Annotated in this window: 12 protein-coding genes; 3 read left to right on the forward strand and 9 right to left on the reverse strand. The window is 58.2% G+C overall.

Annotated features, from left to right (window positions below; translation table 11 throughout):
• Position 1: 1 nt before the first annotated feature.
• The 9 genes from WN72_RS32605 to WN72_RS32645 form a co-directional block, all read right to left on the reverse strand.
• Positions 2–1,201, reverse strand: coding sequence for a glycosyltransferase (locus WN72_RS32605; RefSeq protein ID WP_092213180.1), 1,200 nt, complete (start codon positions 1,199–1,201; stop codon positions 2–4).
• A gap of 83 nt (positions 1,202–1,284) precedes the next feature.
• Positions 1,285–2,094, reverse strand: a complete 810-nt coding sequence (locus WN72_RS32610) for a class I SAM-dependent methyltransferase (RefSeq protein WP_167380639.1) — start codon at positions 2,092–2,094, stop codon at positions 1,285–1,287.
• 22 nt (positions 2,095–2,116) lie between these two features.
• Positions 2,117–3,706 carry a glycosyltransferase gene (locus WN72_RS32615; protein WP_143130539.1) on the reverse strand — a complete coding sequence of 530 codons (1,590 nt, stop codon included), beginning with the start codon at positions 3,704–3,706 and terminating at the stop codon, positions 2,117–2,119.
• Between the two features lie 119 nt (positions 3,707–3,825).
• A complete protein-coding gene (locus tag WN72_RS32620; protein WP_092213175.1) occupies positions 3,826–5,988 on the reverse strand; it encodes a methyltransferase domain-containing protein in 2,163 nt (720 codons plus the stop codon).
• Positions 5,989–6,031: 43 nt separating this feature from the next.
• Positions 6,032–6,916, reverse strand: a complete 885-nt coding sequence (locus tag WN72_RS32625; RefSeq protein WP_167380638.1) for a TylF/MycF/NovP-related O-methyltransferase — start codon at positions 6,914–6,916, stop codon at positions 6,032–6,034.
• Between the two features lie 8 nt (positions 6,917–6,924).
• Entirely contained in the window at positions 6,925–8,268 is a 1,344-nt protein-coding gene (locus tag WN72_RS32630; protein WP_092213171.1) for an ABC transporter ATP-binding protein, read from the reverse strand.
• Positions 8,265–9,065, reverse strand: coding sequence for an ABC transporter permease (locus WN72_RS32635; protein ID WP_092213169.1), 801 nt, complete (start codon positions 9,063–9,065; stop codon positions 8,265–8,267). The genes WN72_RS32630 and WN72_RS32635 overlap by 4 nt, the downstream gene beginning before the upstream one ends.
• Positions 9,062–11,005 carry an asparagine synthase (glutamine-hydrolyzing) gene (gene asnB, locus WN72_RS32640; protein WP_092213167.1) on the reverse strand — a complete coding sequence of 648 codons (1,944 nt, stop codon included), beginning with the start codon at positions 11,003–11,005 and terminating at the stop codon, positions 9,062–9,064. Before asnB ends, WN72_RS32635 begins: the two co-directional genes overlap by 4 nt.
• Positions 11,006–11,087: 82 nt before the next feature.
• Positions 11,088–11,729: a winged helix-turn-helix transcriptional regulator gene (locus tag WN72_RS32645; RefSeq protein WP_092213165.1), complete on the reverse strand. Its 642-nt coding sequence runs from the start codon at positions 11,727–11,729 to the stop codon at positions 11,088–11,090.
• Positions 11,730–12,540: 811 nt separating this feature from the next.
• Between WN72_RS32645 and WN72_RS32650 the strand changes: the two genes are divergently transcribed.
• From WN72_RS32650 to WN72_RS32660, 3 genes are all read left to right on the forward strand, one after another.
• Positions 12,541–13,740, forward strand: coding sequence for a glycosyltransferase family 4 protein (locus tag WN72_RS32650; protein ID WP_092213163.1), 1,200 nt, complete (start codon positions 12,541–12,543; stop codon positions 13,738–13,740).
• Between the two features lie 693 nt (positions 13,741–14,433).
• Positions 14,434–15,735: a hypothetical protein gene (locus WN72_RS32655; RefSeq protein WP_244553668.1), complete on the forward strand. Its 1,302-nt coding sequence runs from the start codon at positions 14,434–14,436 to the stop codon at positions 15,733–15,735.
• A 118-nt stretch (positions 15,736–15,853) separates the two neighbouring features.
• Positions 15,854–16,333 carry a hypothetical protein gene (locus tag WN72_RS32660; protein WP_092213159.1) on the forward strand — a complete coding sequence of 160 codons (480 nt, stop codon included), beginning with the start codon at positions 15,854–15,856 and terminating at the stop codon, positions 16,331–16,333.
• The last annotated feature ends 9 nt before the right edge of the window (positions 16,334–16,342 follow it).

Genomic DNA, 16,342 nt, shown 5'->3' on the forward strand with positions numbered 1-16,342 from the left:
ATTACATCGACAGCCGGATGCTCGGGATCTCTCCCGGACTCTTGCCCTCCAGCAAGCCACGATAAAGATCCTCATAGCGCGACACGCAAGCATCCAGGCTGAAGTTCGTTTCGGCCCGGTCCGCCGCCTTCATCCCCATCCTGGTGCGCAATGCCCCGTCCGCGGAAAGGAGAACTATAGCTTCGCTCATTGCCGCAGGATCACGCGGCGGCACAATGAACCCGGTTTCTCCGTCGATATTCGCCTCGGGATTCCCACCTACGTCGGTCGCGATCACCGGAAGTCCGGCGGCCATGCTCTCGAGGACGGCGTTCGAGAACCCCTCCTCGTGCGAGGACAGAACGCTGACGTCCGCCCCACACAGCAGATCAGGCACGTCGCTTCTTGAACCGAGAAAGAGCACGTTGTTGGCAATATACAAATTCGTTGCCTGTTCGCGCAACGCCCCGCCAATTCCGTCGTCTCGCCCCACCACCAGCAGCCTCCACCCGGCGGGCAAACGGGCGCGAGCCATCGAGAAGGCCACGAGCAAATCCTGATGTCCCTTGTAAGGAATGAGATTCGCCACCATGATGAAAACAAGCGCGTCTTGATCAATCTTGAGGGACGCACGCACGCCCTGTCGCACCGTCGAAGACTTTTGATACTTCGCGAAATCAATGCCGTTATAGATCAGGCCCAGCCGATCCGCCGGGACGTTCTCATCGTCATGCAGTTGACGCACCACGCTGTTCGAATTCCCGAGAATGGCAGACATATGGCGATGCAGCCTGCCCTCGATCGCAGGACTGAAGCGCATGTTGCGCTGATAGTTGTTCAGGCTTCGTCGGCTCATGATCCGTACGGGGACGCGCGCCAGCATCGACGCCGGCGCCCCCAGGATGTAAGCCCCGGGCAAGAAGAAATGAGCGATTGCCGGACGAAACCGGCGCATGATCCGACAAAGCCAGAAAGCCGTTTCAGCGAGACGCGCGAGGCTTCGGACCCTTGATGCACCGCCGGAACGTCGCACGACCGGACGGGCTATCACCTCGAAGCCAGCGGCCTCCAGACCTTCCGCGAGCTTGCCTCTTTCGGTCATGCAGCAGACGACCGGCTTCCACCGGGCACGATCCAATTTCGGGATAATCTGTGTCAGATGCCGCTCGGCTCCCCCGACATCGAGGGAGCCAATCACGTATATGATCGGGCGCGGGCTCATGGCCTGGAAATCAATGACGTCCTCGCCGCGACCGCGAGCATCTTGTCGCGATGTCCTGCGGCGGAGGACATCGCGCCGTTGCGCTACGATTTCCGTACAAACAGGAACTCGGAATTTGCTTCACCGGTCGCGATCTTGTCGAGCCTGAAGCCCATCTTCTCGACGAAATCGATAGCCTCCTTGTCGTAGACGAACTCCATGGGCCAGCCGCCGAGCCAGTCGCGGATGTCGGTAAATTTGTTCATGCCGCGCATTTTCTTGTATTCCCGCACCCGTCGCAGGAACGCGGGCAAATTGCGCGGATCTCGGTACATTTCGAAACGCCAAATGTACCAACCGTCCATCAGCCTGCGCCGCAGCCAACCGGAAGCAACGTATCGGCGCTTCACATCCAGCCAGAATTCCGGAGTCGGGTCCTTTTGCACGTCGGCCGAGTAGAGCGCGATGTAGAACAGTCCACCCGGCTTCACACGGCTAGCTGCATTCTGGATCGCATGCCAGACCTCACCCGTGTGATGCAGCACACCCCACGAATACACCAGATCGTAGAGCGGCAGTTTGGCAACGTAGGCGTCGTCGAGAACCGAGCCCTGCTCCGCGGTCCAATTAGCAGGATTACCCGCTTGCGACTGGACAAACTTGCTTGCCCGGACCGAATCCGGATCATAGTCGAAACCATCTACCCGGGCAGCGCCTGCATCCAACATGGCAATCGAATGGAGCCCGCTGCCGCAACCAATATCGAGAACCGTCAGGCCATTGAGATCGGAACGCGCCATGAACTGAAGGATGTGACGCTTCGAAGTCTGAACCTTCTCCGTGTCCAAATTCTTCTGAATGAAGTTGTGCCAGTTCCTTCCGAACTCGAAGCGCTTCTCTTCTACCTGGTCCATCAAATTGTCCTCTGGAATCCGTTTAACCATACACCGCGAGCGTTTCATCGATCGCACGCTGAACCCCGAAGCGCTTAAACGCAAACTCAGGACCATATTTCGCCGCGGCCTCTCGCCACTGGCCGTCTCGCAAAAGGCGCACGATCTGGCAAGCACTCGATGCCGCGTCCCAACCCTGGAGAACCCAGCCCGACTTGCCGTGATCGACAGCCTCCGGCGCGCCGCCGGCCGGCGTCGTCACCGCAGGCACCCCCAGGAACTGCGCTTCGACCAAGACGTTCGGAAGTCCCTCAGCACGAGACGTCAGAAGGATCACATCCATGCTGGCAATAGCGACCATCGACTGCTTCAGATGTCCCGCGAAAGACACAGCCCCCGCCAAGTCGTCGGCGGCCGAGCGAGCCTCCATGGCTGCACGCAGAGGTCCATCTCCAACAATAAGAAAACGCACGTCGGGCAGTTCTCGGCGGATGAGCGCAGCTATCTCCAGCCACAGCATGGGGCACTTTTCCTCGGTAAAGCGCATGACGGTCCCCACAACCAGCGCACCGGGTTCAATCCCGACACGCTGGCGGAGCTTGGCGGTGTCCGCCTTGTAGCCCGCCAGCTCGGATTCATCAAAGGCATAACCGTTGCGAACGACGCCGATCGAGTTCTTGGCCAATCCAAGCCACGCCTCGTAAGCCCTCGCGCCGGCCGCACTATTGTTGATCATCTTGACCGCCGGCTGACGCGAGAGCCACCGGTAGCTTTCACGCATGTAGGGCTGGTGAAAAACGAAGTTGATTGGCGGCAAACTACGTTGCGAGATGATGATTTTTGGCACGCCGATCAGCACGGCCGCGATGCCCCCTTTGATATTGACTTCGTCGAGCCACAGATGGGCAACCTCAGGCTGCTGCGCCTTCAATGTCTTGGCATAGAGGACCACGTCGTTTCGCAGTTCCGGCGGCAAGGCGTCGACGACCGCCCGCCGCGCCGGATCGAGGTTGCCATCAACCTCAGTGCCGATGACACTCGCAGCAATATCGTTGGACTCTAGCTCTGGCAGAAAAAATTTGCTGACAGGGGAGGACAGATTGACGCACGCTACACGGATGTCTGATTTGCGGCGATCATGAATTCCGCGCGCCGTGACCACCAACTGGCGCTCTGCACCGCCTGGGCCGAGCGTGCCGATCATCATCGTTACACCGTGATGCCGGGCAATCGAGCTCCTCGCGCCAGAGAGACGTTGCCTGTCCAACTGGATACCAAACCGCCTAAGCGCGCGACGATGTCGTCCATCGGGCATCGCCAGGACGAACTTGAGCATTCGACGCTCAATGCGCTCCACCATGCTGAGTTCCGCTGGATCTCGCGCCAACAGGGGGCGACAGCGAGCCATTTTCGACCAAGCAAACAAATACGCATTTTTGAACGTAACGGCTGGAGGTCGGCGCAGCCGGTACTGCCGAATAAATGCAATCGTGCCGTGCGGCAGACTGCGACGGACGGCGCCTGCGAATGCTTTCGCCACGAATTTTGGACCGACTGCAAACATGGAAAGGGTCCGCCCAGGCGACCGCCATGCAGCATCGCCCTTCAACGTCGTTTGTTCCTCCTTGCCCACGTTCTTGCCCCCTAGACATATGGCCAGGCTGGCCCTTGTTCAAATCTTGCAATCATGGCTTGCCTGATCCCGCTCGATGGGCCCTCTAGACTGGGGCCACCTTCGGCCCGGTCGCCCCCTCACGATCGATACATCCAGGACGGGAGCTTGGCCGTAAACCACTGCAGCGTCCAAGATCGTTTATCTGCCTTCTCCACAACAGGATCGGCCGGCGGCCCCGCCTCAACAACCTCGCTATCGGCTACCGGAGGAATCGCAATTCGATCGCGAGCGGCCAGCATCCCGTCGGCCATGAGCGCTATACTAAAACAATTATGGACGTGTTGTGGCGCCAGTTGCGCAGCTTTCTTTCTCCAGCGCAAGTTGCCTAGCAAGTCTACGATAGTATCAGCCATAACCTGCGCTGTTGTATCTGGTTTGAATATCTGCCCTGTCTTGCCATCCAGCAAAGCCTCGGGAGCACCTCCAGCGGAGGTCGTAGCGACAGGAACCCCAAGCGCTTGAGCTTCGAGAATAACGTTTGGAAGACCCTCGATACGGGACGACAGAAAGAACAGGTCCATTGCCGCGATTGCGGCGGCCGGGCGCTGTTCCAGATCGGCAAAAACCAATGCGCCAGTCAACCCAAGCTGTTCGGCACGCGCGCGAACATCTTCGAACCGCGCACCATTGCCTACCAGTAAGAAGCGCACAGCCGGCATCTTCTCACGTATCATCGCGGCGACGTCGAGCCAGAGGAACGGACGCTTTTCCGTCATCATTCTGAAGACTCCGCCAACGATCAGCGTCTTCTCATCGATCCCCAACGCGGCTCGGTACTGTCTTCTCAAGACCGCCGTCTTGGCATCATTGTCGAGGTCGATGCCGTTGTGCACGACCTTGATCGCTGACTCTGGGAGCTCAAGCCAAGCGGCATACGCCCGCGCACCCGCATGGCTGTTATTAAGCATCTGCAGGTTCGGTTGCTCTGCCAAGAACCGATAACAATCACGATGGTATCCATGATAGTAAGGGAAATTGTACGATGGCATATTCCGAAAGCAGAGCAACGTTCGGGGAATCTGCAGTACAGTCGCCGCAATGCCGCCCTTGATGCAAACTTCATCCATCCAGAGATATACCGTCTCAGGATTCACGTCGGCGAGAAGGTCGTAGTAGGCCCTTACGTCAGCGAGCTCGGGCGGCAACACCTCGAACGGATCAGAATTTGCTATCTTGACAGATCCAGTTGGAGACCTTGCGGCAGAGAAGCCATCAATGATTCTGACGCCCGCCTTCTGCAACCGGGCTCGGAAGAAATTCTCGCGCTCCGTCGCCGGCGGATGGACAAGCGCCACCGCAACTGAAGCCACCCCCCGCGATACGATCTGTTCGACCAAGGCGACCATCTGCCGTTCAGCGCCCCCCGGGCCCAACGAACCGATGATCATCAAGATTCCACTGCGAACCGGCAACGACTTTGCCGCCGGTACCTTCAACATCGCTAGAGCAGCAAGAGCCTGAAACGTCGTCAATTGCTTCTCATAATCCGCCGCGGGCCCCTTCTGCCCAATGAACAGAAGTCGGTTCCCTGCCCCTGCTTGACTTGGCTTGTTCTGGCGTATGTTCTCGAGCCAGTCTGGCAGCGGATCAACAATAGGCTTTCCGCTCCAGGAGGCATCGTGGGGGACAAAGATGTTGTCGTCGAATCCGACCTGGTGTGTGACCACTTCATCGAAACCAAATCGCGAGAGAAGCGTCTTCAGCGACGATTGATCAAGTGAGCGCACGTGCTGCCAACGGTGGAACAGCAAATTGCTAACCGGGCAGTACGCCATGTCAAGATCGAGGTCTTCGTTGTTGGGGGTTGTGACGACCAACATCCCGCCGGGGCGCACAAAACGCGCCAAACGATCGAGCGTGGCGTCTAGGACTTCGTCCAAGACATGCTCGATGACCTCGGACATGATCACGACATCGAAGGTCTCGGTCGAGTCATCGCCCACGACGCCCAGGAATCCATCGAAATTCTCCAGCGCACGCTGCAGATTTGCCGCGCGCCCTTTCGACGGCTCGTATCCCGCCACAGTGAGGCCCCGCTGCGCCATGAAGCGCAGCAGGTGACCATCGCCGGCACCGAAATCGAGAATGCGTCCGTGCTTTGGAAGTATGTGATCGATCGCCGTAATGACGCTACGGCCGCCAAGCTTCGCGAAACTGAGTTCAGTCAGCCGGGTTTGCCCCACATTGTCCCAGAACCGATTGACCAGTTCAGGAGTCCATTTCAAGCGTTCCGCAGCCATCTCAGAGCTTTCTCACCATGGTAGGAAGCAGCTAAGCTCCATTCTACTGCTTGATCGTGAAGGCCTGCCCCGTTGGCAGGAGCGCGAGGTTCTCGGCCTTCGATTCGAAGAATTCGTCCGCGGCTTGCTTCGCACCCGGGCATGATTTGAACCCGTGGTCGTCGAGCAGGATAATGCCACCCGCAACCATGCGAGGATAAAAGAAGTGCAGCGAGTCGAGCGTCGGCTGGTAGAGATCGACGTCGATGTGCACAAAGCGGAACCGGCATTCGGCCGCCTCGGCAAATCGCGTGGGGATCCAGCCTTTGTAGGTCCGGTAGTTGTCGAACTCCTGCAGGCTCTGCCTCAACTCATCTTCGGCCGCCGTCAGAGAGCCCTTCCGCCAGTATGTGCCATCGACGGAAGTCGGCTCGGACAACCCCTCGAAACTGTCGAAGAGATGAATGCTGATCGGCATTTTCCTGAAAGCCTGGCACAGCAGGTAGGCCGTCGCGCCCCTGTACGTGCCGCATTCAGCGGCATCGCCGTCGAGATGAAGCACGAGCTTCAGCAACTCATTCATCGCATATTTGCGATCGAGCGAATGCCAGTTACCTACGTCCATGAACCGCATGTAGTAGGCAAGAAATGCCTCATCCTCGAGAAATATCCGGGCAAACTCGGAGAATTTGAACGTCGGATAGATGGCTGTGGTCAGCGCCTCGGCGGAGAGATAGCGCTCGAATTCCGAGGATTGGGGCTCCAGCCCTCGCTTCAAGATCGTAAGAAGCTGAACGGCCTTGTCCGGCGCTAGGATCTCGATCTCCGCCGCGAGCCGAGCAGCATCAGAGCTGTAGACCGGGGCCTGAGCAGGTTGCACGGGCGCCGGAGCGGATTGCACCGAGGCATCGCTCTCGGTCAGCGCGCGCGTTCCCAGCAATGGCGCCATTATTCGCTTCAACATCCTCCGACAGCTCCGCCTACTCGAGCGACATCCTCGCGTTCAGATGAGATCACAATCTCGCTCTCCAGATTGACCAGGGCCGTCGTGAAAGCCCCCTGCGTACCAACGACCCGGAATTGGATGGCATCCTCGACGAAATCGATCTTTGCTCCATCATGGAGATGTGCGGCGCCGAGCGTCAAAAAGAAGTCGCCCGCGGCCAACCACATCTTGCAATCGCACACGATTGTCAGAACGTCGCCGGCGCGGGCCTGCCACGCCGCGCCTTGGCTGGTCAGGTTGGTCGCCCCCCATACGACAGTTCCCTTGCGGTCCTTGATTGCAAAACCACAGGACAATGCCGCAATGTCCCCATCGCAGCGTAGCCGCATCGAAAAGCGATAGCTATCTCCACTGTTGAGGAGCGTCGCGCGTCGCCCGCGCTCATCGAATATGCCCCAATCGAGCAAGCGCCCTTCACCCGTCCCATATCGAACCTTCGGAGCGACATCCTCCGCCGGCGGCTCGGAAACGCCCGCACTCTCAACAGCTACCTGACTGATGGAATCCTGCAGCTCAGGCGACGGCGCATCTTCGGGCTCGATCGCCGTCGGGGCCTCCGGCTTGCCAAATAGCAGATTGTGATAGATCACCGATATCGGCCCGGCCTCACCTTCCGCGAAGACGCGCCCACCTTCCAGAATCAGCGCGCGATCGCAGAAAGTCGTGATCGTGTTGGTGTCGTGGGATACGAGCAATATCGTCGCGTTCTTCCGCTTCAGCCGCTGGATCCAGCCGAAGCATTTCATCTGAAAGCGCGCATCGCCAACCGATAGGGCTTCGTCAACGATCAGGATGTCAGGCTCGACGCTGATCGCCGTGGCGAACGTGAGGCGCGCCTGCATGCCGGTGGAATAGGTCTTGAACGGCTGATCGATAACGTCCCGCAATTCGCTAAAATCGATGATCGAGTCGAGCTTGCGTTCGATCTCCACCTTGGGCATGCCGAGGCACAGCCCGCCCATCAAGATGTTCTCTCGTCCGGTGTAATCCGGATGAAAACCGGTCCCCAGTTCAAGGATTGCGGTGATACGGCCGTTGACGTCGAGATCACCCGACGAGCGCTCGAGTGTACCAGCGATAATCTTGAGCAGCGTCGATTTTCCGGCGCCGTTGCGGCCGAGAATTCCGACGATCTCGCCGCGCTTTAGGTCGAGATCGACGGCCTGAAGAGCCACGCGTTCCGTGTGGCGTGGAACGCGGCGAATGACTTCCACGAGCGGGTCGAATGCATGCGCGTAGACGCGGTATGCTTTTCGCAGCCCGCGGGCACGGATGGCAATTTCGGTTCCGGTCATAGCGCGTCACCAAAGCCGTGCCTCAGGCGAGAAAACACCGCGTAGCCAATTGCCAGGCAGGAAATCGCGCCCAGGGGAAAAACAATCCAGGCCGCCGGATGTTGAAACGTTCCGAAATAGAGCGCGTCCTGCCAACACCAAACCTGGTAGCTGAACGGATTGAAATGAAAAACCCAGTTCATCCAGCTCGGCATTGCATACGGGTTGAACAGGATGGGCTGCGCGAAGAGGTTGACCGTGCAGAAGATCGTCACGATGTCTCGCAAATCGCGAAAGAAGATGCCGAGGGCCGACAGCATGAGAGCGACGCCGGTCATCGCAATGAGCTGGATCGCGATCAGGAACGGTACAGTTAGAACCATGAAGGTCAGAGTTCCGCTGATCGCCGCGTAACCGATCGTGAACAAGAGCGCGATTGAGTATGGAAGCGCGCAGGCGATCGCGGTCTTGACGGGCAACACCACGACCGGAAAAATGATCTGCTTCACGAGGCTTGCATGAGCCGTCAGTATCGTGGTGGAGCGCGCCAGCAAATCCTGAAACGCCAGCCACGAGACGATGCCGATCAGGACATTGACGGCAAAGTCGGGATGCCCACCGCTGCTGCCTACGCGCGTCGGGAATACGTAGGCGAACAGGAGCGAGTACATCAGCATGAGCAGCAGCGGATGGCCATAAGCCCACAGCGCGCCCAGCAGCTGCCCGGTGTGACGATCACGCAATTCACGCTTCACGAGCTCAGCCACGAGCTCGCGGTGCCCGTACACCGAGCCAAGAAGTGATGACGCTGCGATCACAGCGACACCTCCGGATTAGCTGACAGCCACGCCTGCGCCATCAAGACATTCCATAGCGGATAGGCCCAATTCGCACCGCCCAGGTGCGCCTCCCATCGCTCTCTGATCGGTGCGGGAGAGAACAATTCCTGGTCCTTCAATCTGTTCTCAGACAACAATTCTTCCGCCCATCCCCTCAGCGGCCCTCTCAGCCACTCCGCGAGCGGCACGCCAAACCCCATCTTCGGACGATCAAGCAGTGCACGCGGGATACGGCGATAGAGCACCTCACGCAACGCCCATTTGGCAACGCCATCGCGATACTTCATATGTCGGGGAAGGGTCCAGGAAAATTCCACAACGCGGTGATCTAGGAGCGGAACCCGGGCTTCCAGTCCAACGATCATGCTGGCGCGATCGAGCTTCGTCAAAATGTCGTCAGGCAGATAGGTCAGCGTGTCGATGAGCATCATGCGGTCAAGAAAGTTCGGAACGCCGGTCGAGAGACGCTTGTCCCAAAGCACCCCCTTGGTCTCGGAGGCTCCGATCACCAGGTCGTCGGGACTGCGCCAATGGCTCAGCATCCCGCGATAGATCGTGTCGGGATCATCCTCGAGAATGGCCTGGGCGTACCGTTCAACCTTCGAACCGAGACCATTCATCCGCCAGCGGCCCGGCAACACCTCGCCGATTTGATCCAAGACGCGCCTCGGAACCGCACGGAGACCTCGAACCAGCACGCTACGCAAAGCCTCTGGGGTGGGGCCGACGACCTTTTGCATGTCGAGGGCGTAGGCATAGCGGCCGTAGCCCGCAAACAATTCATCGCCACCATCTCCCGAAAGCACGACTTTGACGTGCTGGCGAGTCAGTTCGCACACTAGGGCCGTCGGCAGTTGAGAGGAGTCGGCAAACGGTTCGTCGTACCATTGCGGGAGATGCTCAACCATGTCCAAGGCATGCGATGCGTCGGCATATAATTCGGTGTGGTCAGTTCCGAGATGGCGCGCGACCTCCCGAGCAAAAGGCGCCTCGTCAAATCCCTTTTCTGCGAAACCGATCGAGAACGTGTTGATCTTTCGATCTGCGGTCTCTGCCATCAGAGCCGTCACGAGCGAGGAGTCTATCCCTCCCGATAACAGCGAACCAATCGGCACGTCCGCAACCAACCGGCGCCTCACCGCATCGGACAGCAGAGCATCAAGGCGATTGATCGCTTCGCCGTCGTCGATCTTTGATTTGCCGCCCACCGACTTCTCAACGAGGTCTCGGAGATTCCAAAAGCGCTCAATCGAAACTTCCCCGCCAAGCTTGGTCTTGAGTATGGTGCCCGGTTCAAGCTTGAAGGTATCCTTATAGATCGTGAAAGGCGCCGGGATGTAGTTGTGGCGCATGAACGAAGCCATCGCGTTCCGATCAAGGACTGGCGTCCAGCCCGGAACGGCGCGCAGCGCCTTTAATTCCGAGCCGAAGCTCAACACCCCGTCAATCACGCTCCAGTAAAGCGGCTTGATCCCAACGCGGTCGCGCACAAGAACCAGGTCGCCCGTCTGCTTGTCGTAAAGCGCGATGGCAAACATCCCGATGAGGCGCGGCACGACGTTTTCGATGCCCCATTCCGCGCAAGCCTCGAGGATGACCTCAGTATCCGAATGACCTTTGAGCCGACGATTGGTCCGCTCAAGATCGGCCGCAATCTCATTATGGGAGTAGACCTCACCATTGTAGACGATGACGAACCGCCCACACCCCGATGTCATCGGTTGAGCGCCCGTAGGGGTCAGATCACGTATCGCGAGGCGTCGGTGGCCCAAGCCCACGCCTCGCTCGCTGTTGAGCCATGTGCCGCGCGAATCCGGCCCACGATAGGCGAGCCTATCGGTCATTTCGTCGAGGACACCCTGCGACAGAGGCCCCCGGCCGCTCTGCCGAAGTCGCATGAAACCCGCAATGCCGCACATTACTGCGCCCCTCTCCCCTTCGCTGTAGATACAATCAAATCACTGAAAAAACAGAGCAGTGAGGAACGAGTATTTGACGCATTCATTGCGCTGCATCTTGACGCTCGTGGAGATTCAAGCCCAGCAAGCTTGGAACCATCACACGGCCTGGTCCGTAAAGGCGCACCGCTTCATCGAAAGCCCGACTGGGATTAGCCACATCGGTGATCATCACCGCGTCAAAGGGAACGGCAACACGATCGTAGCCGGAAACGACAGGGATCCCAACAAAGCGCGTATCGCCCGCATTCTCGTCGACAACTGCGACGATCGAAACACCGCAATCGACGGCCGAAAGCATGGCGATCTCGGCCAAGTCCGACCTCCCATAAAGCACAAGATTCTGGAAATGCTGCGCCCCCGCCAATTGCAGGACCTTCGCACAATCAGCCTTGGCCTGACGAAAGAACGAGAAGGAGGACGACAGATACTCCACGGTCAGCCGCGATTTCTCGGCGAAGCCCTTCGGCGTTAGGTAATAGGCGTAGCGACGCGCCGGCGCCTGGCTGACCTTTACGAAGCCCTTCTTAATGCATCGCTTGAGGTAGGCGTTAACGAGGCCAAGCGCAATGCCAAGCTCCTCCGCAATGCGGCGCTGCGATTGCGCGCCATCATCGACGGAATTAAGCAAGTTCAGGACGATCCTTTCGTCCTCGCCGCTAGGACCTGGCAACGCGCGATCCATTGAAACCCCCTTCCGGTCCGGATTGATACCGCGTTCACGCCGTGAACGTCAAGCTGGACGTTCATTGCGTGAACAAACCAATTGCTTGATTCTACGTAGAGTATCAGGCTGTTCAATTGATGCAGAGAGCGTCTCAATGCAAATGCTCATATCGTACGGATGAGCTCGCTCGATGACGCAACCGCGAGCGGGCACCACCACCGAGACGATCGCACTGACGGTATCCGGAAATCACGTTTCCACGCTCCGGAACAGCCCGACGGCAAACCGAATGGCGATTACGCGCTTCCCATCGTGCTTCCGCACGCTCCTTGATGGGCGGTCGGCGGATCGGATAGGCGGGTTGATGGTTGGAACTGACGCAGCTAGAAGCGGTCACATCGAAAGCCATCAGCGCCGTCTGCAGGGCGACAGCATTGTTGCGGCTGGGTAGCACTCTTGGATCGACCAACACGGCACAACAGCCGCCAATCCGTGTTACCTGCATAGGCATATTCCGCCTGACGATCGCCCTCTCGTCTTTTCCAACGCGCCCGATGCGATCAACGCATCTGCTCGAGATCATCGGCCCATTGCATCTCATGATGCGGTGCTCGATCAACTTGGTCGCGGCCGCAGCGCTGGCGGCCGGACGTTATCCCGTGTACGGTCAGGGCTGCTCGCGACGATTGCAAGGATGCTGATCGGCCTCACCACTCCGCGCGTGCGGACTTGCGGCCCTGAACTGCCCTATCTTCGAGACGAGACAGATTTCTCATGCCGGTCTCGCCAACCACATCCGGCCGTCCCGCCCCCTGATTCGAACTGACCAATGATTTCGCAAGAAGCCAAGCTGAAGGGTCGCATCCTCTACATCGTAAACGAGGACTGGGCCTTCTTGCTCAATCGCCTCCCGATGGCCCGCGCAGCGCGTGAAGCCGGCCTCGAGGTCCATGTGGCGACCAACGTGAGTAGCGGAGCCGACTCGATTGAAGCCGAGAACTTTGTCCTCCACCGGATTCCGCTCCAACGCGGTCAGAGGGCGATGCTAACTGCCGCCGCCTCGATTAAAGCGATCCGAGAGGTAGAACGCGCAATCAAGCCGAGCATCGTGCATCATTCCGGTGTGCAATGCTGCGTCTTTGGCTCGCTGGCTGCCCTCGACCAAACATTCCCTGTCGTCAACGCGATCACGGGGCTAGGCTATATCTTCTCGTCATCAAGTTCGCAGTCGCGCCTGCTGAAGCGAGCCTTGTCCCGGCTATTGCCTTGGCTGCTCAACCGGGATCGCAGCTATACTGTCGTGCAAAACCTCGATGATCGCGAAGCGCTTCTAGCGCTTGGCGCCAAATCCGACCGCATGACATTGATCTCAGGATCTGGCGTGGACGACGAATCATTGCAGCCGCTTCCTGAGCCGGCAGGTCCCATCACGATTGGTTTCGCAGGTCGGTTGCTGGTCGACAAAGGCATCCGCACGGTTGTTCGCGCCTATGATTTGATCCGCGATCAAGGACACGACATCAACCTCATCATTGCAGGCAATCCTGACCCAGCCAATCCATCGTCGGTGTCACACGACGAGATCGAAGCCTGGATCGCGCGGCCAGGTATCACATGGCTCGGGCACATCGACAACATCGTCTCGTTGTGGCGCGCCGCACATATCGCAGTATTGCCTTCGTATCGCGAAGGCCTACCAGGAGCGTTGATGGAAGCGGCCGCGTGCGGCAGACCCCTGATCGCAACGGACACCCCCGGTTGTCGAGAGATCGTGCTTACCGATGAAACCGGTTTATTGGTGCCTCTTGAGGATTCCGCAGCACTGGCAAGAGCGATTCTCCGGCTTGCTGAATCGCCGGCACTGCGAGCAAGCTTCGGGGCAGCTGCGAGACGCCTCGTGTCGGAGCGATTCTCTGCAAGAATCATCGGTCGCGCGATCACCCGACTCTATGGCGACATTTTAACGCATGGTGAGATATCGTTAGCAGATTCGAGCGCACAATCCGATCCGCGCACGACATCTCGCTAATCGCGGCTCGCTGAGCAGCGACGTATGCAGTGCCGACGCCACTGCCATTCTCCGGATCATCTGCTAGGTGCCATGCCTAGGGTGCGGCAGCTGAAGGAAAAAGGCCGATCAAACACTTCCGACTCAAACGGACACTTAGGCCGCGATTCCACAACTCGCCTCGTTCCATAAGTAGCGACTTGTCAATCTGTTTCCTGGTGTTTACACGACAAGGCAATCGTATTGTAGCAACCGAGAGTTCCCTCGTGAACTAGGTTGAGCTTATGCGACTCTTGGGCGTCCTCTTAGGACTGGGGACCAGCAACTCGTCGAGGAATAGTTGCGATGACCGGAAATGCCAAGGTGGGCGATGATTGCACACGAATGCTCCTTTGGGGCGCGTCCGACTGCAACCTGACCCAAAGGCATGATCCATTCGATCGGACCGCGATAGCGGGCCGCGCATCCACGGCATTCTCCGGACATTTTTGCGGCTGTTACGATGAAGTGATCCTATCGCGCTGGCGACCGCATTAGACCAATGAAAGACGGCAAACGCTTTATGCCAATTGTTGTTTCTCTGAGCCAACAGGCGCTCGCTCACGACGCAAGCAGGTCGAATTCTCGAACGTCCGAGTCTGCAAACTCCGCCGCGCTCATCTGCCATGGACAATCTGCATCGCGACGAGCCGCATGAATACGAATGGGACCGCAATGGCAGGCAACATGTCGACCCGCGTGAGCTTGGGCGTACTGATTGGCTTGCATATCGTCGCCTGCTGCGTCTCGCTCGCCTACCTTAGCCGTGGCTACGCCAGTTACCATATCTACTATGATCCGGCATTGCTCAACGTCGCGATTGCAACGATCGCCTCGTTTGCCGTTCTCTCCTACCTATTCCTCCTTGCTCCATTCAGCTTCGGCTACTTTCTCGGCTTCTATTTCTATACGATGGTCGTCGGCTATCTGTGGCTAAATTGCTTCTCTCGCTTCGAGTACAATCACTGGCTCAGTGGCGTCTCTGCCGTCGCGTCGATGATAGCGTTCCTGGTCCCGTCGCTGTTCGTCACGTCACGGATCCAGCGAAGGTTCGCGATTAGCGAAGCAACCTTCCAGCGCGCGCCCACATTTATCCTGGCACTCGGTGCAATCACGATCCTGGTCGCGGCAAGCTATAGCTTCAAGATGGTCTCACTGGATGAAATGTATGTCTTCCGTGGCAAGATCAACATGCCCTTCCTGCTCATCTACTGCATTGGAGTCGCGTCGAACGCCCTGCTACCCTTCGCCTTTGCGTGCTTTGTCGAGCGGCGAAGTTACTGGCGAGCTGCCCTAACGCTTGTCCTTTTGCTGCTGTTCTACCCGATCACTCTCAACAAGGTCGCGTTTTTCACTCCGGCATGGCTCCTGGCCATGGCCGTGCTCACGCGCTTACTCGACTGTCGGATTACGGTTGTCGTCTCGCTGTTCGTGCCACTCGTTGTCGGCGTCGTCCTGTACGCCGCCTTCGGCATGCGCGACACGCGCTATCTCGACATCGTCAATCTTCGAATGATCGCTACGCCTTCCAATGCGATGGACATCTACAACGATTTCTTCTTCAATCACCAGCTGACGTCTTTCTGTCAGATTACGTTTGTCAAAGCTCTCGTCTCGTGTCCGTATCCCCGTCAGTTGGGCGAAATCATGCAGGAGGCATACGCTCTCGGCAATTTCAATGCCTCTCTGTTCGCCACTGAAGGGATCGCTTCGGTCGGCCCGCTGCTGGCGCCGATCCCGGTTTTTGTTAGCGGGCTTGTAATCGCCCTTGCCAATCGGCTTTCCTCGGGACTGCCTTCCCGCTTCATCCTCGTATCGGGTTCGATCTTTCCCCAGCTCCTGTTGAATGTCCCATTGACAACGACTCTGCTATCTCACGGCGCAGCCGTTCTTTTCCTACTGTGGTATCTGACGCCGCGCTCGATTTTTGAATCGCAGAGCGAAAGCCCCCACTGTCGCCATCGACGGCAGACTTGAAGAGCGCCTCGCATGACCATCAAGCGTTCGATGTTGACTAATCATCGCGCCAAGCGCGAGCCAATACAGCATCCAGCCCTAGTTTGTCCTACATCCTGACTTTAGAACCGGACACGGCATGTCGAAGCAATTTCAGCGAAGGCTCCTTGTCGCGACCATTGGTGCGGCGATCCTGTACGTTCCCATCGCGCTCTACCTCGATACATTGCCGCCTTGGCGCGACCCCGATCCGGGAATGATCTCTCCGCCCTTCAAGCATTTTGGCGGCAATGCCTGGCAATATCTAGCCCTGATCCCTGGGTCGATCTCGGAGAGTGATGATGCACCGAACCGATCTCGACTTGAGATGACCGAAGACGGTCACCCCCTCGGACCAGCTCATAGCGAGCACGCAAACATCGTCGAGAAGGGCATGGGGCGGTATTCCCATTGGCAGTCGTCTTTGATCTTCTCGACCAGCGACAACAGCGACCCCAATACCAATGGGCGCGCCTACCGCGTTGTTGATCCAAGCGCTAAAGATCCGTTCGCATCGCTCCGGGCTCGGCATCGTCCAAGTTTTTTGAGCCGACTGTTTCCATCGCGGTTCGACCACTGAGCCTCTCGG

Origin of the sequence: Bradyrhizobium arachidis (assembly GCF_015291705.1) — a bacterium.
Taxonomy (GTDB): Bacteria; Pseudomonadota; Alphaproteobacteria; order Rhizobiales; family Xanthobacteraceae; genus Bradyrhizobium; species Bradyrhizobium arachidis.